The 23999-nt window shown below is 68.0% G+C and carries 22 protein-coding genes; 10 read left to right on the top strand and 12 right to left on the bottom strand.

All coding sequences use genetic code 11. The features are described from left to right. The first annotated feature begins 3 nt into the window (after positions 1-3). Entirely contained in the window at positions 4-792 is a 789-nt protein-coding gene (locus tag IPI67_42160; GenBank protein ID MBK7586780.1) for a methyltransferase, read from the top strand. Here the strand turns inward: IPI67_42160 and IPI67_42155 are convergent. The 5 genes from IPI67_42155 to rpsP all read right to left on the bottom strand — a co-directional run bounded on the left by IPI67_42155 (position 728) and on the right by rpsP (position 3067). After that, on the bottom strand, positions 728-1279 hold the full coding sequence (locus IPI67_42155) for an RNA methyltransferase (GenBank protein ID MBK7586779.1): 552 nt from the start codon (positions 1277-1279) through the stop codon (positions 728-730). The genes IPI67_42160 and IPI67_42155 overlap by 65 nt on opposite strands. Next, positions 1276-1974, bottom strand: coding sequence for a tRNA (guanosine(37)-N1)-methyltransferase TrmD (gene trmD / locus IPI67_42150; protein MBK7586778.1), 699 nt, complete (start codon positions 1972-1974; stop codon positions 1276-1278). The genes IPI67_42155 and trmD overlap by 4 nt, the downstream gene beginning before the upstream one ends. A 4-nt stretch (positions 1975-1978) precedes the next feature. Continuing rightward, the gene (gene rimM / locus IPI67_42145; GenBank protein ID MBK7586777.1) at positions 1979-2479 is read right to left on the bottom strand and encodes a 16S rRNA processing protein RimM; all 501 of its coding nucleotides are present in this window, start codon (positions 2477-2479) and stop codon (positions 1979-1981) included. After that, positions 2476-2712, bottom strand: a complete 237-nt coding sequence (locus tag IPI67_42140; GenBank protein MBK7586776.1) for a KH domain-containing protein — start codon at positions 2710-2712, stop codon at positions 2476-2478. The genes rimM and IPI67_42140 overlap by 4 nt, the downstream gene beginning before the upstream one ends. A 103-nt stretch (positions 2713-2815) precedes the next feature. Then, positions 2816-3067: a 30S ribosomal protein S16 gene (rpsP, locus tag IPI67_42135; protein ID MBK7586775.1), complete on the bottom strand. Its 252-nt coding sequence runs from the start codon at positions 3065-3067 to the stop codon at positions 2816-2818. A gap of 173 nt (positions 3068-3240) precedes the next feature. Between rpsP and IPI67_42130 the strand changes: the two genes are divergently transcribed. Beyond that, positions 3241-3510, top strand: a complete 270-nt coding sequence (locus tag IPI67_42130; protein MBK7586774.1) for a NifU family protein — start codon at positions 3241-3243, stop codon at positions 3508-3510. 12 nt (positions 3511-3522) lie between these two features. On the opposite strand, the gene IPI67_42125 is transcribed toward IPI67_42130, so the two are convergent. Beyond that, positions 3523-4383: a hypothetical protein gene (locus tag IPI67_42125; protein MBK7586773.1), complete on the bottom strand. Its 861-nt coding sequence runs from the start codon at positions 4381-4383 to the stop codon at positions 3523-3525. Positions 4384-4539: 156 nt separating this feature from the next. Here IPI67_42125 and IPI67_42120 point away from each other — a divergent pair, with 156 nt between their 5' ends. From IPI67_42120 to IPI67_42110, 3 genes are all read left to right on the top strand, one after another. Then, positions 4540-5082, top strand: coding sequence for a hypothetical protein (locus IPI67_42120; protein ID MBK7586772.1), 543 nt, complete (start codon positions 4540-4542; stop codon positions 5080-5082). Between the two features lie 5 nt (positions 5083-5087). Further along, positions 5088-5903, top strand: a complete 816-nt coding sequence (gene map, locus IPI67_42115) for a type I methionyl aminopeptidase (protein MBK7586771.1) — start codon at positions 5088-5090, stop codon at positions 5901-5903. Between the two features lie 122 nt (positions 5904-6025). Then, entirely contained in the window at positions 6026-7738 is a 1713-nt protein-coding gene (locus IPI67_42110; protein ID MBK7586770.1) for a Fic family protein, read from the top strand. A 126-nt stretch (positions 7739-7864) separates the two neighbouring features. On the opposite strand, the gene IPI67_42105 is transcribed toward IPI67_42110, so the two are convergent. The 4 genes from IPI67_42105 to IPI67_42090 all read right to left on the bottom strand — a co-directional run bounded on the left by IPI67_42105 (position 7865) and on the right by IPI67_42090 (position 13133). After that, positions 7865-9247 (bottom strand): TolC family protein, encoded by a 1383-nt coding sequence (locus tag IPI67_42105; protein MBK7586769.1) that lies wholly within the window; start codon positions 9245-9247, stop codon positions 7865-7867. 68 nt (positions 9248-9315) lie between these two features. Beyond that, the gene (locus IPI67_42100) at positions 9316-10419 is read right to left on the bottom strand and encodes a diguanylate cyclase (GenBank protein ID MBK7586768.1); all 1104 of its coding nucleotides are present in this window, start codon (positions 10417-10419) and stop codon (positions 9316-9318) included. A gap of 106 nt (positions 10420-10525) precedes the next feature. Next, positions 10526-12379, bottom strand: a complete 1854-nt coding sequence (locus tag IPI67_42095; GenBank protein MBK7586767.1) for a hypothetical protein — start codon at positions 12377-12379, stop codon at positions 10526-10528. Between the two features lie 16 nt (positions 12380-12395). Beyond that, a complete protein-coding gene (locus IPI67_42090) occupies positions 12396-13133 on the bottom strand; it encodes a hypothetical protein (GenBank protein ID MBK7586766.1) in 738 nt (245 codons plus the stop codon). A gap of 367 nt (positions 13134-13500) precedes the next feature. Between IPI67_42090 and IPI67_42085 the strand changes: the two genes are divergently transcribed. Beyond that, positions 13501-14121, top strand: a complete 621-nt coding sequence (locus tag IPI67_42085) for a hypothetical protein (GenBank protein MBK7586765.1) — start codon at positions 13501-13503, stop codon at positions 14119-14121. Between the two features lie 277 nt (positions 14122-14398). Further along, positions 14399-14743, top strand: coding sequence for a hypothetical protein (locus IPI67_42080; protein MBK7586764.1), 345 nt, complete (start codon positions 14399-14401; stop codon positions 14741-14743). Between the two features lie 28 nt (positions 14744-14771). On the opposite strand, the gene IPI67_42075 is transcribed toward IPI67_42080, so the two are convergent. Further along, positions 14772-16355 (bottom strand): hypothetical protein, encoded by a 1584-nt coding sequence (locus IPI67_42075; protein ID MBK7586763.1) that lies wholly within the window; start codon positions 16353-16355, stop codon positions 14772-14774. 189 nt (positions 16356-16544) lie between these two features. Between IPI67_42075 and IPI67_42070 the strand changes: the two genes are divergently transcribed. Beyond that, positions 16545-17027, top strand: coding sequence for a hypothetical protein (locus IPI67_42070; GenBank protein MBK7586762.1), 483 nt, complete (start codon positions 16545-16547; stop codon positions 17025-17027). Between the two features lie 19 nt (positions 17028-17046). On the opposite strand, the gene IPI67_42065 is transcribed toward IPI67_42070, so the two are convergent. After that, a complete protein-coding gene (locus IPI67_42065; protein MBK7586761.1) occupies positions 17047-17790 on the bottom strand; it encodes a hypothetical protein in 744 nt (247 codons plus the stop codon). A gap of 173 nt (positions 17791-17963) precedes the next feature. On the opposite strand from IPI67_42065, the gene gltB reads away from it, so the two are divergent. Together gltB and IPI67_42055 are read left to right on the top strand one after the other, a co-directional pair. Further along, positions 17964-22535, top strand: coding sequence for a glutamate synthase large subunit (gene gltB, locus IPI67_42060; GenBank protein MBK7586760.1), 4572 nt, complete (start codon positions 17964-17966; stop codon positions 22533-22535). After that, entirely contained in the window at positions 22535-23956 is a 1422-nt protein-coding gene (locus IPI67_42055) for a glutamate synthase subunit beta (GenBank protein MBK7586759.1), read from the top strand. Before gltB ends, IPI67_42055 begins: the two co-directional genes overlap by 1 nt. The last annotated feature ends 43 nt before the right edge of the window (positions 23957-23999 follow it).

Here is a 23999-nt window from a genome sequence, read left to right as displayed (position 1 = left end):
GAGGTGGGACCCGCACGTGGCCACGTTGACAGGGTCGAGACGACGACCGACACGCTGTTTGGCGGCGCGTTGGTCGTCGAACAGCCGCGCCAGGGCTACCGTTTCAACGTCGATTCACTGTGGCTCGGCGCCTTCGCCACGCGCGGGCGACAGGTCGCGGCGCTGCTCGACCTCGGCGCCGGCGTCGGCGTCGTGACCCTGGCGGTGCACCGCTTCAGCGGGGTGAGCCGCGCCACGCTCGTCGACAAAGATTCGCGCATGAGCGACCTCGCGGACAGGAACCTGACGCGCGCGGGCATCGCGGGCCAATCGCTCACGCTCGATCTGGCGGGCGGCCTGCCGCGCGCTCTCTCTGGCAGCCACGACCTGGTCGTCTCCAATCCCCCGTTCTTCGAGCCGGGGGAGCGGCGTCCGGGAGTAACGGGGCGAGAAGACGCGCGAGCCGGCTGCCTCGAGCCGTTCGTGCAAGCAACGGCCGACGCGCTCGACCACAGCCGCTCGCGCGCGGTGTTCGTTTACCCGGCGCGCAGCCTCGGGCGCCTGCTGGCTCTGGCCGAGACCCGCGGCCTGGTCCCCAAGCGTCTGTGCTTCGTGCATGCGTTCGCGTCGGAGCCCGCGCGAGTGGCGCTCGTCGAGCTGAGGCGTGCGCGCCCCGGCGGCCTGCTCGTGGAGCCGCCGATCGTCGAGTGGTCGCGCCCGGGCACACCGACCCGCAGTCTGTCCGCCCTCACCGCCGGCCGAGCAAGCGATCGCAGGCGATTGCAGCAGCGGCGCGCACGCTCAGGTGATTGAACCCGTCCGCCCGCGGTGACTCGATCGGAGCCAAGCAGAGCGCGGCCCGCTCGACGATTGCCGGCGCGAGCCCCCACCCCGTGCCGAACACCAGGAGCACGGGGCCCCCGGCCTCGCCGAGGCGCGCCCGCGCGTCAGCGAAAGCAACGGCACCCGGCAGCGGGCGCGCGCTGGTCACCCACAGCTCCGCGCCGGGCAGCTCAGCCAGGGCGCTGTCCAGGGAGTCGACGACCCGCAGGCGTTCCATCGGCGGTTTGCGATCCGGGATGCGTCGCGCACCACTGCCGTTGATCCAGTGTTCGCGCACGCGCTCCGCCAGCTCACGCTGAGCTGCGATGGGGTGAGCCACGAAGAAGTGGCTCGCGTCGAAGGTGAACGCGCTCCGGGCGATGTCGTGCAAGTCGAGATTCGTGATGGCCGTCGTCACGATGGCACCCTGCCGATCGAGCACCGGGTGATGAGCCAGGAGCAGGGCAACCCGCCTCACGACTCGTCCTCGTCCGTCAATAGATCCGGGCGGCGCGCTCGCGTGCGCGACAGCGCCTGCTCGCGACGCCAAGCTGCGATCTTCGCGTGGTCGCCGGTCTTCAAGATCTCCGGCACCCCATGGCCTCGAAACTCTGCCGGCCGCGTGTACTGCGGATACTCGAGCACGCCGCCGAAACCCGCGCTGAAGGACTCTTCGCGGGGAGAGTCCGCGTTGCCAAGCACGCCAGGCAAGAGCCGCACACAGCCCTCGATGACAGCCATCGCCGCCACCTCGCCGCCCGTCAGCACGAAGTCCCCGAGCGAGAGCTCTTGATCGACGAAGCTCGAGATGCGCTCGTCGAACCCCTCGTAGCGCCCGCACACGAAGAGCACACGCTCCCGGGACGTAAACGCCTGCAGGTGCGCCTGCGCCAGGCGCTCCCCTTGCGGCGTCAGGAGCACTCGGTGTGCGCGACCGCCCATGCGCTGTTCGAGCGCCTCGATCGCAGCCACCACGCAGTCGACCCGCATCACCATGCCCGAGCCACCGCCGTAGGGGGTGTCGTCGATGGAGAGGTGTTTGCCCAAGCCGTGAGGGCGCAGCTCTTCCAGCACCACCGCGAGCTGCCCAGCGTCGATGCCGCGTTTGACGAAGCTCGTCGCCAGGAACGGGGCGAACAGCTCCGGGAAGAGCGTCACCACGCCGATCTGCATCGAGTCACACCATTCCCTCTCGGCTCGACAGGATGACTCGCCCCGCCTCCAGATCGACCTCTTCCAGCCAGGGCGCCGTGAGCGGCTGTTCGAGCACCTGCCCGTCCGGCAGACGGACCGCGATGCACACCACGCTCGGGTGGGAGCGGACCTCGACCACCTCGCCGATCGTCCCATCCGGGTCGACCACCTCGGCCCCGATCAGATCCGAGAGGTAGTATTCGCCCGGTTCCGGCTCCGGAAGCGCACTTCTGGGCACTGAGAGCGCCGCCCCCTTCAGCAGGTCGGCCGCGTCGCGGTCATCCACCCCGACCAGCTTGAGCAACACCGAGCCGGTACCGGGCCGCACCCACTCGATGGCGAAGCGGCGCGGCCCGCTGCTGCACGCGAGCTCGACCTCTTGAACCTGGGTCAGCGTGCCGCTGCCGTCGAAATGCAGGCGCACCTTCAGCTCGCCGCGGAGTCCGTGCGGCCGGAGCACGCGTCCGAGCTCGACGGTCTTCAATCGACGATGTCGAGATGGGCGCGACGGCCCAGCTTCGTCGAGGCCGCGGTCAGGATCGTGCGCATCGACTGGGCGGTGCGGCCGTCCTTGCCGATGACCTTGCCGATGTCGTTCTTGGCCACCTTCAGCTCGATCAACGAGTTGTGGTCGCCTTCGATCTCGGTCACTTCGACGGCGTCAGGCTCATCGACGAGCGCCCGTGCAATGGTCGTAATCAGTTCCTTGAGAGCCATGGGTGAACCGCTCCGGGGGGATCGCTGGCGGGTCGCTTGAGACACGCCCGAAAAAGTACTGGGAGGAAATGGAGGAGTTCGAAGCGAACTCGGACCCGAAGCTTCACTGAACGGCGGCGGGGACCGGATTGCGCTTGATGAGCTGCGTCAGCGTGTCCGAGGGGCGGGCACCGCGCTCAGTCCAGTAGGCCAGCCGCGCGCGGTTCAACTCGAATCGCACCGGCGTCTTCCTGGGGTCGAAGGTGCCGATGTTCTCGATGTGACGGCCGTCGCGGGGATGGCGGTGATCGGTGACGACGATGCGGTAGAACGGCGCTTTGTTGGTGCCGTGTCGGGCAAGACGGATGGTAACCATGGTGTCCTCTGAAACTTCGAATTCTGGGTCGCCCGGACCCTGCAAACGGTAGCACCCGGCCAGGCCTGCGCCAGGCGGCGCTCCCTCCGGTCGACAGGTCCGGCCGGTAGCGGGCGCGGGAACGTAGAGTAAGGGTAGGAGGCAGGTCAAGCGCCGTGGTAGCTTCGCCTTCCTTGATGGGCGCTCGCGATGAAATCCTGCGGGTCGTGCGGGAGGTGCTGGCGCCCCTCATCCGGGCGGATGGTGGCGTGATTTACCTCGTCCGGGCCGAAGACGAGACGGTCACCCTGCACCTGGCTGGGCGCTACGCGGGTTGCCCCGGCAACGCCCTGGCCCGGCGCCACATCATCGAGCCCGCGATTCGAGCGGTGGCGCCGCACGCGCAGGTCGTGATTTCTTCCGGCGTCATCGTTCCGAATGGCGCCGAACGGCTCGACGGCTGAAGGACGCCGCGGCTACTTGCCGCCTTTGCCCTTCTTCTTGTTCTTCGGATCGGGCTTCTTCTCCTCGGGCGGCGGCGGCTTGGCCGTGGCGGCCGCGACGTCCTTGTCGAGGGCGTGCGGATTCTTCGGCTTGTTCGGCCGGTACTTCGCCAGATTGAAGAAGATCGTCGCGTCCTGATAGACGAGCGCAATCACCGGCGCGCGGTTGATCGCGCGGATCACCGTCGTGCCGTCCGTCCACTGAAGCTCCTCGAAATTCCGCCCTTTCGCGTAGTCGGCCTCGACCTTGAAGGGGGCCGCGCCAAAGCGCTTGGTCAAGAGCTCCGTCGCCTCTTCCCAGGTCTCGCCGTACGGCCCGCCCTTGCGCAGCTTGTGTTCGTCGTAGACCTTCCACAGCTTGTCGTCGAAGAAGAAGAAGTTGCGAGTGACGCCGGTCCGCAGCGTCAGCTTCGTCATGCTCTCTTTGTTGTTGTAGGTGTACTCACCCTTGAGCGCGCTGTAGTCCACGCCCGTCGGCAGATCACCGAACATGATCTTGTTGCGGCGGAGCAGCTTCTTCTTGTCCGCAACCTCGTTGTCGAGGGCGTCCATCGAAGGTCCGGGCTGGACCTTCTTGTAGAGCGGCATGAACTCCTTGTCGAAGACCTTGTCGTAGACCTTGGCCAAAGCCTCGAGGCTGGTGCCCCAGGACAGGCCCTTCGGGCTCAGACCGAGCGTACCTTTCATCTTCGCGGGGCCCGTTGGCGCGGGCTCTTCCGTCTTTTTGCCCTTGGCGGCGGGCTTGCCCTTCCCCTCCGCTGCGGCAGGGACAGCCGCCAGGCCGAAGGCAACGAAAGTAACGGTCGCGAGCATCCCGACGGTGCGGAATTTCATTGGCTATCCTCCCGAAATCCTTGATGGGTCAGCAAGCAGAGTGGCCGGACGCTAGCACCGAAAAACGGCCGTGCTCAAGCCACTGCTCTGGCTTTAGACGTTGGACCGATACAAACGATGGAGCAAGCTCCTTCGCCCCCAGGCTTCGCCCCCCAAATGTCCGCTTCATTGCCCCGCCTCGCGGCGCTCCTGGTGCTCGCCGCCGCGTCCTGCGTGCCCGCTGCTTCCGCCGCTCGGGACCCGGCTGCGGGCCCGCTGCCCCCGTACGGTGCGGCGGAAGCTGCACTGCTCGACGACCGGCTCGGCGCGGAGGTGTTCGGGGCGCTGGTCGACACCAGCGAACCCACCGGGCGCCGAGCCGCGCTCGCCGACGGGATCGTTCGCGCCCGGGTGACCACGCTGACCGCGGACAACTCTGGCGGCTCCGAGAGTTACTCGTTGGAGCTGGCCCCGGTAGGCGACGCGCTCAAGGGCCCCAGCGTCAACGAGCGGCTCGTGCTCAGCATTCGCGTGACGAACCCCAGCTTTGCAGCCCTCAAAGCAAGCGCAGACGAGCTAGTGGGCAAATCGGTGATCGTGCTCTACAAACACTTCAACGAGAGCGGCCAGGCCAGCCTGCGGTGGCACATCGAGGCCGACAATGAACGTGTGCTAAGAGCCATCGAGCAAGCGCGACTTCTGGGAGCGTTCGGACGTTGAAGATCATGGGTTTTCGTACGGGATCGGTCGAGATCAAAGGACCACGCGAGATCGACGCCATGCGCGAGGTCTGTCGCCTGGCAGCGGAGACGCTGTCGCTCGTCGGCGGCATGCTTCGCCCCGGCATCACCACCGAAGACATCAATCGCTTCGTGCATGAAGACACGCTGCGACGCGGGGCGCGTCCGGCTCCGCTGAACTACAAGGGGTTCCCGAAGAGTGTGTGCACCAGCCTCAACGAGGTCGTGTGCCACGGCATCCCGGGTGAACGCGTGCTCGAGGACGGCGACATCATCAACGTCGACGTCACCCACCTCTACAAGGGCTTCCACGGCGACACATCCGCGACCTTCTACATTGGCAAGCCGAGTGAAGACGCAATCCGTGTCACCGAGGTCTCGCGACGTTGCCTGGCGCTCGCGATCGCGCAGGTCCGCGCCGGGGGTCGCCTCGGGGACATCGGCGCCGCGATCCAGGAGTTCGCCGAGGGCCACGGCTGCTCCGTGGTCCGGGACTTCGTGGGCCACGGCATCGGGCGCCAGTTTCACGACGAGCCCAAGGTCAGCCACTACGGCACCTGGGGCCGAGGGATCCGACTCAAGGCCGGCATGACCTTCACCATCGAACCCATGATCAACGTCGGCGGTTGGGAGATCGAGGTCCTCGACGACGACTGGACCGCCGTCACCGCCGACGGCTCGTTGTCCGCGCAGTTCGAGCACACCGTGCTGGTGACCGAGACCGGCTGCGAGATCCTCACCGCCCGGGAAGGAGTGCTCGAGAACAGCGAGCTCTTCCCGGACTACTTCCCGACCGGCTGACGGGTCGAAGCCGGGCCTGGCCGCACGAAGCCTGTTGACGAAAAGCGTCCGGGCCGACTAGCTTTCAGGCCGACTTTTTCCGCAGCGCATGACCCGCTCTGCCTGCGGCCGAGGCTTCGGCAATGCCGGCCCGCACAAAGAAAAAAACCAACAAAATCGGGAAGAAGAAGTCCCGGGTGACGGCCAAGCCGAAGGCGAAGGTACGGCGTAAGCCTCCGGCGCCGGCCAAGAGGCCGGCCAAGGGCAAGGCCAAGGCGAAGGCGGCCAAGCCCAAGAAGAAGGGCAAAGCGGCCCCGACCCGGTCCAAGGCGAAGGCGCCCTCCAAGGCCGCCAAAACGAAGAGCCGCTCGGCGCAGAAACCCCGGGCGAAATCCGGCAAACCGAGCGCCGAAGCCCTGCGTCGCGAGCGAGCGAGGGAGCGCGCCCAGGCCCAGAAGGAGCGCCAGCGCGCCCAGAAAGAGCGCGAGCGCGAGCGCGCCCAGGCCCAGAAGGAACGTCAGCGCGCCCAGAAAGAGCGCGAGCGCGAGCGCGCCCAAGCCCAGAAGGAGCGCGAACGAGCCCAGAAGGAGCGCGAGAAAGCCCGCGCCCGCGCCCAGAAAGAGCTGGCGGCCGCCCGAGAGGCGGAGCGCAAGGCGCGAGAAGCGGAGCGTCAGCGCGAGAAAGACGAAGCACGCCGGGCAAAAGAAGCCGAGCGCCTCGAGCGCGAGGCCGAACGTGAGCGCATTCGCGAAGAGGCTCGCCGCATCAAGGACGAAGAGCGCGCGCGCCGGGACGCCGAGCGGGAGACCTATCGGAAGGCCAAAGAGGTCGAACGCGAGCGACTGCGGGCCGAGCGCGAGGCCGCGCGCCGCGCGCTCGAAGGTCGCGTTGCTCGCGCCACCAAGCGCGCGCAGAGGGCCGGCGCTGGTCGCGCATCGACCACCCGTGTCTACCGACCCGACGCGATTCCGAACCAAGCGGGGACCACCCGGCGGTTGGAGGGCGGACGCCAGTCGCGCCCGGCGCTGATACGCCCGGTGCCGCCGCCGCTCCTGCCCCCGCCCCCTCCGCCGCCCCCGAAGGAGCCGATCCCCCAGGCCATCGAGGACCGCTACGTGCTGGTCCAGAAGCGCCTCGGCGAGACCGACCAGAACTTCCGCGACGAGTACGCGGAGAGCCTCGAGATGTCGTGGGTCTATCACGACAGCGCGCTCGAAGGCGTCGTCTACACCTACCAAGAGCTGCGCACCGCCATCGACCCGGGGGTCACCGTGGTCTCCGACTCGAGCCTGCAACCCGTGGTCGACGAGATCCGGCGTCACCGACAGGCGCTCGCGCTGGTGCGCGACCTGGGCGACAAGAAGCGCGCGCCGATCACGGTCGATACGCTCAAGAAGCTCTACCTGACGCTTCACCCGGAAGACGGCGATCTCAAGAACCTGAAGTACCGCAAGGACATCCCCCAACACCGGCTGTACTTCCACGAGTACGCGCCGCCGGACAAGATCGCCTACAAGGTCCGACAGGTCATCGACTGGCTGAACGGTCCGGAGCCGAAGAAGATCAAACACCCGGTGCGCATCGCAGCGCGGGTGCACTACGACCTCTTGAGGGTGTTCCCGTTCTCGAACGACAGCGGCAAGGTCGCGCGCATGTTGATGACGATCATCCTGCTGCGCGCGGGCTACCCCCCGGCCATCATCCACTCCACAGAACGGCAGCGTTATTACGAGGCGCTCAAGAGCAGCCTGCCGACCCTGATCCAGATGATCAACGAGTCGATCAACAACGGGCTGGCCGGCATCGAGAAGCGGCTGGACGAAAACGACGTGCGCCTGCGCGCGTTGAACGTCTGAAGAGCTGTCCAAAAATTGGCCTGGCGCAAGCCGGCGAAGCCGGCCCGCGTGGGGTGGGGCCCCAACAATTCACTTCGTTGGGGCGGGGAGGCGCGTGCCTCCCCGTGGCAGGCGGCTCTGCTCCGCTCACTCGACCGGAGCGATCGAGTCCCAACCGGTCGCTTGAGACAGCTTCGCGATCGCGATGTTGTACTCGTAGACTGCGCTCAGCTGGGAGAAGCGCTTGAGCGCGTACTCTTTGGCCGGCGCCACGATGTCCTCGTCGTCGAAGGTGCCGACATCGATGCCTTGCTGCACCTTGATCAACCACTGCCGCGCGTAACCCTGCGCGCGTGTGTAGGCGTCGACGCGTTTTCCCGCGTCCGCGGCCTCGGCGAAGGCCTGCTCGACCTCGGTCCCAACTCCGCCCAGGGCGTAGCGCTCGGTCGCGCGAATTTCCTCGAGCTGCGCCCGCGCCTGAGCAACCCGGGCACTCTGGGGCAAGAAGTCGAGCTTCCACTTGAGCGCCAGCGCCGCGCCGTACAGGAATCGGTTGGCGCTGTCGCTGACGTACGGATTCGTCTGGTTGGTGACCTCCGGAGCCCGCGCGTAGCGCGCGCTGAGGGCCAGACCCAGGTCCGGGAAATAGCGCGATTGCTCGAGGCGCACCTGAGCTTGGCGCGCCAGCACGCCGGCCCGCGCCATGTTCACCTCGGGCCGAAACAACCGCGCGGCGTCCAGGTAACGTCCGAGCGGGGCCAGGGTGTGCGGCACTCGCACCAGTGGGCGATCCGGAATATCGAGCCCGCCCTTGACCCCGGTCAAGAACCTGAGACCCGCGAGGGCGATGCGCTCCTGTTTCTCCGCTTCGCTCTCCCGAGCTTCGAGCTCGGCGCGGTACATCTTCACCTTCAACAGCTCGATGTCGTCCCCGTCGCCGGTCGCCACCCGCGCCTCGAGGCGCCCCATGTGTTTGTCGATCTGCCGGGCCGCGTCGCGCACCAGGCTCAGCGAATCCCGCGCCAGCTGCACACCGTAGAATGCCCTGCGCACCGACAGCTTGACGTCGTTCTTCTCTTTTTTGACCTCGTGTACGCCGACCTTGATCTGCGCGTCCGCGGCGTCCCACAAGTTCGTGATTTTGCCGAAGGTCCAGAGCGGGACCACACCGTCGATGCCCATCTGCCAGGCCAGCGCCATGTTGGAGGTGAGCGCCACGTCCGTGTTGGGACTGTAGACGCTGGTACCTCGCACGGTCGGAGCCGGCCCAACGCCGCCGGTCAGCGTCCACTCGCTGAACGGCGCCGTGTACGCCTGGGACAGCTGCGCTTCTTTCTGTCGCAGACGCGCCCGCGCTTCGCCGACCTTGGGATAGTTGAGCTCCGCCAGCTCCAGGCAGCGCCTGAGTGTGTAGACCGAAACTCTCGCCTTCGCCTGGGGGTTGACCCGGGGCGGAGGTTTGTCGTCGGCCAGGGCCGGCTGCGACGCGAGGCACGCGCACGTGAGCACGAGTCCGGTCAGGCGTCGCATGGTCGAGCAGCGTAGCCGAAGCCGGGTCGATTGGAGAAACGACCGAGCCCGTTCGGCCGCGGCTCGGCTCAACTCCGCTTGATCGTCGGCCGGTCGGACAAGGGTCGGCGGCGGCTCGGTGGACTGGACGGCGTGCGAGACTCCGACGGCGGCGGGAGGCTGGAGGGGTGGGACCGGCGGGCGGAGCGTGGACCGCGGTCCTCGGCGGTCTCGCGGGCGCTCTGGCCGACCACGGGCGTGTAGACGTAGCCGTGCTGCTGGAAGACGCAGATGCGGTTGCCCCCGTCGCGCTTGGCCTGGTGCAGCGCGGAGTCCGCGGCCCGGAGCAGCGCGTCCTTCGAGCGCACGTCTCGCGAGGGATAGAGCGCCACCCCCACCGAGAGGGTGACCCGCATCGGGCCGGTCTCGTCACCGAAGAATGGCCGCTCGGTCACGTCGCGCCAGATCCGTTCGGCGACGGTGACCGATCCGGCAAAGTGTGTGCTCGGCAAGACCAGCAGGAACTCGTCGCCACCAAAGCGCGCGATCACGTCGACCTCGCGCACACTCCGTCGCACCACCTCGGCCACACCCTTGACGACGTTGTCACCCAGCCCTCGGCCCCCGGCCTCGTTCAGTGCGGACAGTTGGTCGACGTCGATGACGACACATGCGAGCGGGTCGTGATAGCGCTCGGCGCGCTTGAACTCTTCGCCCAAGCGCGTGTGGAGATAGCGGTAGTTGTAGAGCCCCGTGAGCTCGTCGTGCACACTCAGCTGTTCGAGCTTGGCGCGGGCACGGGCCACCTGGTCATGCAGCTTCTTGATGCGCAACATGGCCTCGACGCGAGCCAGGAGCTCCCGCTCGTCGAAGGGCTTGCCCACGTAGTCATCCGCACCAATGCGTAGCCCATCGACCCGACTCTGGGTGTCGCTCCGCACCGTGAGCAGCACCACAGGCAAGAACGCCTCGGCGGACAGGCTCTTGATGATCCGACACGCTTCGAGCCCGGACATACGCGGCATCAACACGTCGAGCAGGACCAGATCGACACCGCCCTTGCCCACACGCTCGATCACGGCCTGGCCGTCGGCCATGGCCTCGACCGAATAACCCGCTCGCCGGAGCAACACTGCCAGGTGCTCCCGCGTGAGGCGGTCGTCGTCCGCGATCACCACCGTCGACCCGGCCACACTCCGCTGTCCGGCAGACTGCGGGGGCTCGCTCGGTCTCGGCTCCGCGTCGCTCACCCCCGCAGCGTAGCCGGTCTCGCCACGGCGCGCGACGGCGGCACGCCGCTCACGGCATCAGATCCAAGGTCACCTCGGCGTCCACGCCCTCGCGTCCCAGCCTCTGGCCGGTCTGCCCGAGCACGGAAAAACACCCACACGGATGGCGATATCCGATGGCGGCGCGCCACGCGAGCACCCGCGCGCGGGTCACGTCCGCGTCCGCGCCGAGCTCGGTCGACAGCACGCGTGTCCACGGAACACCCAGGCGTGTGCCGGCAGACCAGCCCGGACGATCGAGGTAGCTCGTCAACGGCGCACCGAAGTGATCCGTCACGAGGGCCCGGGCGCTCACCGGCTCGTTCGCCAGGCTGCCCGCGACGTAGCTCGAGAGGTGCAGACCATCGACTCGACCGACTCGCAGCCGGGCCGATGAGTGCAGCTCCTGCTCGACGTCGTGCCCGGCGGCCGTCTCGGTGGAAGCCCCCATCCACTCGCCGTCCGCCGCCAGGAGCGCCGCGGCCGCAGGTCGGGGTGCGTCAGCCCCGAGCTCGCCGACGCTGCCCGCGCGAGCATCGAGCTCGATGGCCTCACGTGCGCCGCGACGCCCCAGCGCGCTGCGCACTCCAAGGGACGCGAGCCCGACACGCGACGCGTTCAGCTCGTCGAAGGTCGCGGCCGGCGCGGAGGTCTGCCCGCGCCGTTCGAGCACCCGCACTCCGAGATCTGCCAGCGGCTCGACGCGATGCACGACAGGATCGGGGCCGTCGCCGAACACCCGCACGAGCGGTAGACCCAGCGCGGCACGGGCGCCCGCGAACACGGCCCCCGCAGAAGCGGCCTCCCGCCCCCAGAAGCTCGCGTCTTGATCGAACACGACGGCGAGCGAGAGCGGCCCCAGCCCGGTGTCGGCCCGCAGAGTGGTGTGCTCGGACACGAGGCTGATGCTGGCCTCACCTCGCTCGGCCAGGGTGCCGCCGTGAACAAAACCATCCAGGCTCGCGCCGGCGCCGAGGGCGGTACCAAATCCCAAACCCGCCAAGGGCCCGAGCGCGGCGGGCGCGTCGATGGCGTCGCCTCGCCTGCCGATCCCGATCGCTCCAAACGAGCCAACGAAGCCGCCACCGCTCGTGCCGACCGCGGCGCGCGCGTGATCGAACCGCCGCGTCGCGGGCTCCAGCTCGCGCGTGGCCTCGAGGCCGCGCGCGCCCCGGATGGCGTCGACGCGAAACGCCCCCACCGCGCCCGTTCGGCCGGCCACGGAGCCATGTGCGTCGACCGACAGCAGGCTGTGTTGCAGGTGATCCCAACGCACCTTGGTCGTCGTCGCGGGGGTCGTGAGACGCGTCTCGAGATCGACGCCCCCCGCGAGGTACCCCGCGCCGAACACGTCGAGCGCCGAGAGGGTCGCACCGCGTCGCCCTCCGAGCGGCAAGTGCACACCGCTGCCCACGAGGAGTCCGTCAGCGCCACGCCAAGCAACCCGCGGCGCGAGCAGGCCCACGCGATCCGGCGACCTGAGCCAGAGGATCGGAGACCAGAACACGGGCACGTCATCGATGCGAAGTGTGGCGTCCTCGACGAACAGATCGGTCGGCGGCGCGACGATGGCCCGGGAGAATCCGAAACTGACCGGCGCGTTCGGACAGCGGCAGAATGCAACACGACCCGTGCCGTCGAGCTCCACGCCGCGGGCCGTTCGGCGCAGCGTCAGGCGCTCGCTGGTCAACCGGTAGCGATCGACCCGGATCGTCACGTGCTCGGACAGCGCTAGCAGCTTCAGCTCCGGGTCGAGCTCGACCTTGCCGGCCTCGAAGTCGACCCAGTACTCGGCGCGAGCTGGCGCGGCATCATCAGCGCGCGCTCGCCCCGACGTCAGGGCGAGCGTCGCCAACAAGAGGACGCCAGCGGCACGAGCCGTCACGCCCAGCGCTCGGGGCTCACTGACTGGGGCCGCGCTTCGAGCTGCGTGTTCGGCCCGACCTGCCGCCCTTGGGCGGGAGCGTCTTGCCAGTCCTGGAGACGCGCGCCTCGGGCACGAAGTCGCTGCGCTCCGAGTAGGACTTCTGGGCCTTGGGCAGGTCGATGTAGAGCACCATGCTGCCCCGCGGGCCATCCACGATCCGCTGCTTGACCGTCACGTTCTCGCGCAGCTCGAGCACCAACTGCGCCCCACCCGCGTCGGCCTTCAGCTTGGCGCGCGCCAGTGGCGTGTCGAAGTACTCCGTGACCAGTGCGTTCGTGTTGTTGTGGACCGCGACCTGAGCCCCCGCCAAAACGAAGGTCGGCATGCCGGAGGTGTTGGGCGCCGTGACGCTCACCTTGCGTGTGACCTGGACCCAGACCTGGCTCGAGCCGTCCGCGAGCATGCGAAACCCGGGATAGGTCGCGATCGGCGTGTTGGGGTCGAACTTCACCCGCTTGCGTGGCCGCCACTTGCCCTTTTTCGCCGGTTTGTCGGTCCACGAGTAACCGGGAGTCAGCGTCGGCTTCTTGTCTTTTTCGTCCTCGGCCTTTGCATCACCCCCGGCGTCCTTCGCCGCTTCGGCCTTGTCGTCCGCCTTGGACGGCGTCTTGGCGGGCGCGGGCGGATCCGCGGGTTTGGGCTGGGCACCTGCGGGGGTCGCCAGAGCCGCGAGCACGGCCAAACTTCGAAGAGTGCGAATCAACGCGCGCATGAATGCCATTGGAGCACGCGCCCTCCGCGCCGGCCAGCTTGTGTAGGGCGGCGCGCAAAACCGAGCCTCCGGGGCGGCTGCGGCGGCAGGGGTGTGGCAGTGCTGGCCCACTCACCGTAAACAACCGGCTTCGTCGGATCGAATTGGCAGGGCCGGGTCCGCGCCTGCGCCGCGCTGAATTCGAGTCAAATGCCCGAGACCACAGGGCTTGGCCGAGCCGAGGCCGCGCGCGGCACGATGCGTGCACCCTCTGGCGTTCGTGGCCGTCGAACTTTACGAAATCCGCCGAGATGGCCATCCTGGAAGCAATTTCGTTTTCCGGGCGTATGAGGCAGGTGAGGCATTCTCGCCGAGGGAGAGGCTGTAGATGAAGACGCGACGCACGCTGATGATGTTCTTGGCCATGCTCAGCTGGACGCTGTTCGCGGCGGGCGCCAGCGCGGAGCCCAGCGAAGAAGCGAAGCGCCTGATGAAGAGCCGGGACTCGGAGCGCTACGAAGTCGAGACCGAGCACAGCTCCACCAAGGCCGGCGCGGCGCGCGTCCACATCGCGGCCCCCGTGGCCAGCGTCAAGAAGACGGTCAGCGACTTCAGAAACTACTCCAAGTTCATTTCCAAGTTCGACAAGGCCAAGGTCGTGGGCCGCAACGGCGACAAGACGGACGTCTACCTGCAGGTGCCGATCCTGAAGGGCGCAGCCAAGATCTGGGCTGTCGTGCGCTTCGAGCCGCTCAAGACCGTGAATGGCGAAGAGGTCCTCGAAGGCCACATGGTCAAGGGCAACGTCAAGCGTATGGATGCTTGGTGGCGCATCAAGAAGATCGACGACGACAACACCCAGCTCAACCTCGAGCTCCTGATCGTGCCGAAGCTCCCCGTGCCGGGCTCGATGGTCACCGGTGAAGTGAAGTACGCTGCCGACGAGGCCGTCATGGGCTCGCGCAACCGCACCGAAGATCAGTGGAACGCCAAAAAGAAGAAGAAGTGACCGCGCTCGCGGAGGCTGCCCATTGAACCAGGGCTCCTCCCGACCAGACCTCACGGCACAGCCCCAGAGGCGAGCTCCCGATTCGGAAGCTCGCCTCGTGGCGTTTGTCGCGGCCGCGCTGTCTCTGGCATGCACCCGCTCGCCCGCCCCTCCCGACGCGAGCCCCGCGCCCAGCGTCGCCGCATCCGCGGCACCGAGCAGAGCCGCATCGGCGGAGGGCTCTCCCCCTCGCTGGCTGGGGGAAGGCTGCCACGCCGGCAGCGGGACGACCGGCTCGATGAGTGAACGCCACAGCCGGGTGAGCGAGGCGTGCGCGCCGGGCTCCCTCCCCCTGGGTCCGACCAAGACGCTGAAATCTGGCGGCGAATTCCGGGTGGATTTGCCCAAGACGGCGGGCTGCGCGCGCATCTTGGCCGTCGCCGAGGACCCGACCAGCGACGTGACCCTGGAGCTCGTGGACGAGCGCGGCGAGCGCCAAGCAGTCGACACCCTGCCGGGCTCGGTTGCGCTGCTCGGACCGCGGGGGCCAGTGTGTTTTGCCGAGGGTACGACCTGGACCGTGCGCGTGAGGCTGGCTCGCGGCAGCGGTGATGTGCAGGTCAGCGTCCACCTGATGCGCTGAGGCGCGCCTCGCCGCGGCCGCACGCGCATCAACCCGAGGTCCGCATCAGGCTCCAGAGCACCGCACCGTTGCGCCGCACTTCACCGATGGCACGGCCGGACTCTGCACGACCGCGCACCAGCGTCAGCTCGCCCTGGGGCTCGAGCGTGACGCGCGTCCGCATGCGGCGGGCCTCGAGGAGCAGGCGCCAGAGCTCCGGCGAGACGTCGGGCGGCGCCGTGAGAGTCACGCTCGGTCGCCCCAGCCCATCGATGGCGGACACGAGTGCGCCGAGCTCACTGCCGTCGCCGAGCGGAAGCGCACGCGCCGCGAGCGCGCGCCGTGTTCCGCCCACGAGCGGATTGACGCTGGCGCTTACGGTCGCGGTCTGCCCGAGCGCGCCGAGCGAGAGACACACGAGCACGACGACGTGGAACACACGCGCACGGCGGACGGAGCCGGTGCGCACGGCGAGCCAACCGAGACCGAAGCTCGCCAGGAGCGCGATGAACGGCAGCGCGAGCTCGACCCGCGGCGGAAATGTGGTGAGCACTTCCGGGGTCAGCGGCGGGCCAACCACGGCGAACAGGCAGCCGATGACGGCCAGTGCGCCGAGCGCGTGACGATCCCGCCTCGGACGCAGGGTGCCCGCCGCAAAACGCCGGGCCAGGTGGCCGTGGATGATCACACAAAACCCCACCAGCACCGCCAGCATCAGCGCAAACGGCAGGGTCTGCGCCAGCTGGGCGAGGGCGAAGGCGCCGGGAACCGGCGGGCGCTCGATGAGCTTCCCGCCGAAATTGCCGGGCGTGATGCTGGGCGCGAGCGGTGTGAGGAGGACCCGGGCGACCAGCGCTGGACTCGCGCGCCAGAGCGACGGCGACAGCACCAGGAGCGCGACCGGGGCCAATGGCAGCGCAAACAAGAGCAGCGCCGGCAGCGGCACTCCGCCCGCCCTGAGCGCGCGCACCCGCCCACTCTGCTTCAGCCAGACGAAGTGCGGAACGATCACCGCGAGCACCCACAGCGTGCCGAGCGACAGCGCCGACCCGACCCCGAGTGCGAGCGCGCCGAAGACGGCCCACGCGCTGCTGCAACGTGCACCGGGCTCACGCAGGTGCGCCGGGCCCAGCGCGCGAACGTGCGCCGCGAGCACCACACAGAACATCGAAGCGACGAGCGCGCCCTCCGCCAGCACCACCACCGAGTGAGCAAAGCGCGGCAGCACACACAAGAGCAGGGCCCCGACGCTGGCGAGCGCGCGGCCGCGGGATGGCCGCAGCAAGAGATAGAGCGAGAGCGGTGCGAGAGCGCCGAGCGCGAGCCAGGGCAAACGCATCGCGGTCAAGCTGTCGACGATACCGATGCGCCCGAGGCTGAGCTTCGACCACGCGCCGAGCAGCAGCAGCGGGCCGGCCGCGAGCCGAGCGCGCTGCTCGGGCAGAAACAGCTGCGACAACCCGCGGGACGCCACCCGCTTGATCAGCTCCGTGCTCTGCTCGATGCCGCCGAGGGTCGACAGCTCGGCACCCGCCGGTGCCGTGTATCGCGACAGGACCACGAAGAACACGAGCGCGGCCGCGTAGACGCCGCAGGCGTAGAGGACGAGGCCGAGCCGAGCGCGCCGGTCCAAGACCTCACCTCCAGAGCAGCGTCGAGAGCGCCTCGACCGCCGCGAGCAGCGCGAGCGCCCAGGGCGCGAAGCGGGATGCCTTCGAGAGTCGGTCGCTCACCTCGGCGGATTTGCCCGGGTCCGAGCCCCGCCGCAAGCCTCACGCGAGGCTTCACCCGGGGCAGTGGCCCGTGTACGCTCTGACCTGCCATGCGCTTCGGCTCCTTCGTCACCCTCGCCCTGCTCGCGCTCGCAGGGGTCACGGGCTGCGAATCCGCTCACATCAAGGACGCCTACGTCTCGCTCGACGGCGACGGGCGACGTCTGCCAAAGGATGGCTGCGTCCGCCCGACCAAGCTCGACGGTGCGACGCCCAATCACTACTGGGTCTTCGTCGAGATGCTCTCGTTCAAGGACGACACGATTCTGACTCCGGTGCTCCGAGACCTGAACAGCAACAGCTACCTGTCCTGGGATCTGACGGAGCCCCAGTCCGACGAGATCCTCGAGTACAGCAACGTGGCGCCCGGCAAGGGCGACCACAAGATCAGCTGGGAGCAGCTGGGACCGCCGCTCGGAAGTCAGGACTACGGCCCGCTGCCGGAAGGCCTGTTTGCGTGGGAGTTCTACCTGGACGACCACGACTCGCCGGATGCACGGGTCGAGTTCGCGGTCAGCGGCAACTGCAAGTGAGCTTCGCTCCCCGACGCCCTCAGCCGTCGTCCTTCATCTTCTTGATGATGGCGTTGTAGCGGCGATCCTTGCGCAGCGGACCAAACTCGCTCTGGGTGCGCGAGCGGCGAATCCAATCATCCAACGAGTTGTGCGAGCGCAAGAACTTGGGACGTCGGAGCGATTTGGCTATTTCCAGCGCCTTTTCGAAGTTCGACACACACTGGTCGACGTCGCTCTTCAGGCAGTACCCGCGCGCCGAGTGATAAAAAGCCTCGGCGCTGCTGTCCCAGTTCTTCTTGGCGATGCCGAGGTGCCGAATGGCGTCGTCGGCCGATCGCTTGCGCAAGAGCGCGTAAGAGATCCCCATGCGCAGGTAGTAGTGCTCGTACTCGGGCAACACACAGCCCTTGTCGTGGAGCTTCTCCGCCGCTTCGTAGAACTCGATCGAAGCATCGGCGCCTTCGCTCTCCTTCACGGTCTTGTCGAACAGCGAAGCGTCGCCGCGCCAGACCCGGACCGTGGCGCTGTTCGGGTACTGCTTCATCAGGTGCTCGAGCAGGCGCTGCGCGGTCTTGTAGTCCTTGTCCTTGAACGCCGTCACGGCCGGACGGAACTCCCCCTGCCCCGGGTCCATGCTGGCGCCACCCGGACACACTCCGGGTGTGGTCGCCACCGGCGCGGTCGAGACAGGCGGGGGCGGCGTTGGCTCCGACTTGCTCTTGCAGGCCAGGAGCGCGGCGAGGAGTGCCGCCACGGCGGCGACGCGATCGAGCGGGGTCATCGGGGCCATCAAACGTCGGCTGCCCCGGTCCCGCAATCACTACGGGCCCTCGACCTCTCTTGCGCGGCGCGTCAAACCGTGGCCCAATGCGCCGCCCTTCGCAGCCTTTCCGAGCCGAGAACGCAGAAAGCCATGGCCGGTCACCCCGTCACAAGCCATTGCCCGAGGAACCGATGAGATTGCCGACCGCGAGCGGTCTGTACGACCCGCGCTTCGAGCATGACGCCTGCGGGGTCGGTTTCATTGCGAACCTCCACGGCACAGCCTCCCACGGCATCGTCGAGCGCGGCATCGGCATCCTCTTGAACCTCGAACATCGAGGCGCCGCCGGCTGTGATCCGCTGTCCGGAGACGGCGCCGGCATCCTGATTCAAATTCCGCACGCGCTCTTCGCGGCCGAGCTCGCGCCGCGGCTCAGCTTGCCCCCGCCCGGTGAATACGGCGTCGGCTGCGTCTTCCTGCCGCGCGATGCGTCCGCGCGTGCCCGCTGCCAGCAAGTGCTGGAGGACAAGATCCTGGGCACCGGCCAGCGACTCCTGGGCTGGCGCGAGGTGCCCGTGAATGAGGAGGCGCTCGGCCCGGTCGCGCGCCAGAGCGCGCCGGTGATCGCGCAGGTGTTCATCGGCTCGACGACGAAGGATCAGGCCAGCTTCGAGCTGAAGCTGTTCGTGATCCGCAAGTGGGCAGAGCGCACGGTCCGCGAGAGTGACATCCCGGAGCGCGACGCTTTTTACGTCCCGAGTTTGTCGAGCCGTACGCTCGTCTACAAAGGCCTCTTACTCGGCCACCAGCTCGCCAAATTCTATCGAGATCTCGAGGACCCTCGGGCGGTCAGCGCGCTTGCCATGGTGCATCAGCGCTTCAGCACCAACACGTTCCCCACCTGGCACCTCGCGCAGCCGTTCCGCCTGCTCTCACACAACGGCGAGATCAACACCGTACGCGGCAACGCTCAGTGGATGCATGCACGCGAGCAGCTGTTCGACGGGCGCGTATTCGGCGAAGAGGTCCGCCACATCTTGCCCACGATCACCCCGGGTGGCAGCGACTCGGCGCAGCTCGACAACGTCGCGGAGCTCCTGCTGCACGCCGGCCGCTCCCTGCCACACGTGATGATGATGCTGGTGCCCGAAGCGTGGCAGAACGATCGGGGCATGCCCCAGCACCAGCGTGATTTCTACGCCTATCACGCCTGCCTGATGGAACCCTGGGACGGCCCCGCCGCCCTCACCTTCACCGACGGCCGTCAGATCGGCGCCATCCTCGACCGCAACGGTCTGCGCCCGGCACGCTGGATGGAGACGCGGGACGGGCTGGTCGTGTTGGCCTCGGAGACCGGGGTCATGGACGCGGAGCCGTCGCAGATCGCGCGCAAGGGTCGGCTCGAGCCGGGCCGCATGTTTCTGGTCGATCTGGAGGCCGGGCGCATCGTCGAGGACGCCGAGATCAAGCTCTCCGTCGCCGAGCGCAGGCCCTACGGCAAGTGGCTGGGCGACAACGCCATCCACCTCGACGAGCTCGACGACGTCCCCCACACGGTCGAGCCCCCTGACCCAACCAGCCTCAGGAACGCCCAGCACGAGTTCGGCTACACCACCGAAGATCTGCGGCTGATCTTGGCGCCCATGGCCGAGAAGGGGGAAGAGCCCACCGGCAGCATGGGCACCGACACGCCCTTGGCGGTGCTGTCCGATCGCCCGCAGCTCCTGTTCAACTACTTCAAACAGCAGTTCGCACAGGTCACCAACCCGCCCATCGATCCGATCCGCGAAGCGCTGGTGATGAGCCTGCGCAACTTCATGGGCGGTGAGGGCAACCTGCTGTTCGAGCTGCCGGACCACGCGCAGATGGTCGAGTTGCCGAGCCCGGTGCTCATGAACGAGGACCTCGCGACCCTGCGCGGCACTCACCAGATCCATTTCCGGAGCCCGGCGACCTTGCCCATGGTCTATCCGGTGGCCGAGGGCGGCCGCGGGCTGAAGGCAGCGCTCGACGAGCTGTGCCGGCAAGCGTCGCTGGCCATGCTCAACAACCACAGCGTGCTCGTGCTGTCGGACAAGAGCGCGACCGCGCACATGGCGCCGCTCCCGAGCTTGCTCGCTCTGGGCGCGGTTCACAGTCACCTGATGCGCAACGGCACGCGGATGCGCGTCGGCATCTTGGTGGAGACCGGCGAGGCCCGCGAGGTCCACCATTTCTGCCTGCTCTTCGGCTTCGGCGCCGGCGCAGTGAACCCCTATGTCGCGCTCGACACGGTGGCAGAGTTGGCGCGACAAAACCTGCTGCCGGGCGTGACCGATCCGCACGTCGCCCAGAAGAACTACGTCAAGGCCGTGAACAAGGGCCTGCTCAAGGTCATGAGCAAGATGGGGATCAGCACCCTCCAGAGCTACCAGGGCGCGCAGATCTTCGAGGCCATCGGCCTCGGCCCGGACGTGATCGAGCGCTATTTCACCGGCACCACCTCGCGCCTCGGCGGCGTGGGACTCGAAGGCATCGCCGAAGAGTGCCGGCGCCGCAACGAGGCGGCGTGGCCGAAGCGCGCCCAACCCGCCAGGAGTTTCGCCCCCGGGGGTCAGTATCACTTCCGCGCCCAAGGGGAGCGCCACCTGTGGAGTCCCGAGGTCGTCACCGCGCTGCAGCGTGCGGTGCGCGAGGAGGACGTGAACAGTTACCGCGAGTACTCCGACATCGTGAATCAGCAGTCACGCGGCCCCATCACCTTGCGCGGGCTCTGGAACTTGGTCCCGGCGGAAGCGCGCATCCCGCTCTCGGAGGTGGAGCCCGCGACCGAAATTGTCCGCCGCTTTGCCACCGGCGCCATGAGCTTTGGCAGCATCAGCGCCGAGGCCCACGAGAACCTGGCCATCGCGATGAATCGCATCGGCGGCAAGAGCAATACCGGTGAGGGCGGCGAGCGCGAACAGCGCTTCGCTCGGCTGCCGAACGGGGACAGCAAACGGAGCGCCATCAAACAGGTGGCCAGTGGGCGTTTTGGCGTCACCACGCACTACCTGGTCAACGCCGACGAGCTGCAGATCAAGATCGCACAGGGCGCAAAACCCGGCGAGGGCGGCCAGCTTCCGGGCCACAAAGTCAACGCGGTGATCGCAGCCACTCGCCACTCGACCCCCGGCGTCACGCTGATCTCGCCGCCCCCGCACCACGACATCTACAGCATCGAAGATCTGGCGCAGCTGATCTTCGACCTGAAGATGGTCAACCCGACGGCGCGTGTGAGTGTGAAGCTGGTGGCCGAGGCGGGCGTGGGCACGATCGCGGCCGGAGTGGCCAAGGCTCGAGCCGACGTGATCCTGATCTCGGGCTACGACGGAGGCACCGGCGCGGCGCCCCTCACCAGCATCCAGCACGCCGGTGTGCCGTGGGAGCTCGGGCTCGCCGAGGCCCATCAGGTGTTGGTCAAGAACGATCTCCGCAGTCGCGTCGTGGTGCAGACGGACGGCCAGATGCGCACCGGCCGCGACGTGGTGATCGCCGCGCTGCTCGGCGCGGAGGAGTTCGGCTTTGCGACCGCCCCACTCGTGGCGAGCGGCTGCATCATGATGCGCAAATGTCACCTCAACACCTGCCCGGTGGGTGTGGCCACCCAGGATCCAGTCCTGCGCAAGAAGTTCGCGGGACAGCCGGAGCACGTGATCCGGTTCATGTTCTTCGTAGCCGAAGAGGCGCGCGAGCTGATGAGCCAGCTCGGCTTTCGTAGCGTGGAAGAGATGGTGGGCCGTGTCGATCGCCTGCGCGCGCGGGACGTGAGCAGCCACTGGAAGGCCGCGTCTTTGGATTTTTCTGCCCTGCTCACCCCAGCCGAGCGCGGAGCGGGCCAGCAGGTGGTGAAGAGCTGCGCGCAGGAGCACGGCACCGAACGCTCGTTGGATCACGAGCTGATGGAGCGCGTGCGCCCGGCCATCGAGCAGAAACAGCCGCTGCGACTCACGCTGCCGATCAAGAACGTGCACCGCACGGTCGGCGCGATGATCGCCGGCGAGATCGCCCGACGCCACGGGCACGACGGCCTGCCGGACGGCACCTTGACCCTCGAGTTCGAGGGCAGCGCCGGCCAGAGCTTCGGCGCATTCGCGGTCAACGGCATGCACCTTCACCTCGAGGGCGACGCCAACGACTACGTCGGCAAGGGCCTTTCGGGCGGCAACCTGAGCGTGCGTCCCCCGCGCGGTGCGACCTTCCGCTCCGACGAGAGTGTGCTGATCGGTAACGTCGCGCTGTATGGCGCGACCAGTGGGCGGGCCTTCATCAGCGGGGTCGCCGGCGAGCGATTTGCCGTGCGCAACAGCGGCGCGGTGGCGGTGATCGAAGGCGTCGGCGACCACGGCTGTGAGTACATGACCGGCGGCCGGGTGTTGGTGATCGGCAAGACCGGCCGCAACTTCGCCGCAGGCATGAGCGGGGGTCTGGCGTACGTGCTGGACGAAGACGGTGGTTTCGAGTCGCGCTGCAACCTGGACCTGGTCGAGCTCGAGGCCCTCAGCTCTGACGACGCGACGTTCGTGGCCGAGCTCTTGACGGAGCATCGCAACGCGACCGGCAGCGAGAAGGCCGCCGAGCTGCTGCTGCGCTGGGACGAGATCCGCGGACAGCTGATCAAGGTCGTGCCCATCGAGTACCGGCGCGCGCTCGAGCGAGCCGGCGCCGCCGACGCCGGCGAACCCACGGAGGGTGAACCCTTGCCGGAGCCCCACGGAAGTCGCCAGAGCGCGGGAGCCGGCTGATGGGCAAACCGACCGGATTCCTCGAATACTCGCGGGAAGAGCCGCCAAAACGCCCGGTGGACGAGCGGGTCAAGGACTACCGCGAGATCGAGCTGCCGCTGATCGACGAGCGCCTGGCGCACGAGGGTGCTCGCTGCATGGAGTGCGGCATTCCGTTTTGCAACAGCGGCTGCCCGCTCGCGAACCTGATCCCGGAGTGGAACGACCACGTCTACCGCGGGCGCTGGGATGATGCGATTGACAGCCTGCACGCGACCAATAACTTCCCGGAGATCACCGGGCGGGTATGCCCCGCGCCGTGTGAAGCCTCTTGTGTGCTCGGCATCAACGCCGAGCCCGTGAGCATCAAGCTCCTGGAGAAGTCCATCGCGGACCACGCCTTTGATCGGGGCCGCATCGTGCCGCGGCCACCAGCGAGCCGCAGCGGCAAGAAGGTCGCCGTGGTCGGCTCGGGCCCGGCCGGGCTGGCGGCGGCGCAACAGCTGAACCGCGCCGGGCACAGCGTCGTGGTGTTCGAACGCGACGACCGCATCGGCGGCCTCCTCACCTACGGCATTCCGGACTTCAAGCTCGAGAAACACTGGGTCCAAGCCCGCGTCGAGCAGATGCGCGCAGAGGGCGTCGAGTTCCGCACCGGGGTCGACGTGGGCAGCGCTCCTTCGACCACGCAACTCACGACGGAGTTCGACGCGGTGTGTCTGAGCATGGGTTCGCGCGCGCCCCGCGATCTGCCCGTGCCGGGGCGGGAGCTCGCGGGCATCCATTTCGCGATGCAGTTCCTGGAGCAGCAGAACCGCAGGCTGGCCGGTGACCGCATCGCGAGCGACGCCGAAATCCTCGCCACCGGCAAACACGTGGTGGTGATCGGCGGCGGCGACACCGGCAGCGACTGTATTGGCACGGCACACCGCCAAGGCGCGGTGAGCGTGACGAGCCTCGAGATCATGCCTCGCCCTCCCGACTCGCGCGCGCCGAGCACGCCTTGGCCCCAGTGGCCGCTCATGCTTCGCACGTCGACCTCACACCAAGAAGGCGGAGAGCGCTCGTTCAGCGTGTCGACCGAGCGTTTCAGCGGCGAAGACGGCAGAGTCATGGCGCTGCACGGCGTGGAGGTGGAGTCGATCGCCGGTCGTTTCCAGCGCGTCGCCGGTACCGAGTTCGAGCTGCGTGCCGAGCTCGTGCTCCTGGCGCTGGGCTTCTTGCATCCGCAAAAGACAGGGCTGCTCGAGGCGCTAGGAGTTGCGCTCGATCGTCGGGGCAATGTTGCGGTCGATGCCAAGTTCGCCACCAACGTGCCCGGCGTGTTTGCCGCGGGCGACTGCCAGCGCGGTCAGAGTTTGGTGGTCTGGGCCATCGCGGACGGGCGCCGCGCGGCGCACGCGATCGACGAGCGACTGATGGGTCGAAGCGAGCTCTACTGAGCCTTGGCCCCCAACTTCGGGCGCGTGCGGGCTATCGCCGAAC

It is taken from the genome of Myxococcales bacterium, assembly GCA_016706225.1.
In the GTDB taxonomy this organism is placed as follows: domain Bacteria; phylum Myxococcota_A; class Polyangia; order Polyangiales; family Polyangiaceae; genus JADJKB01.
This window is presented reverse-complemented; position numbering and strand designations above follow the sequence as displayed.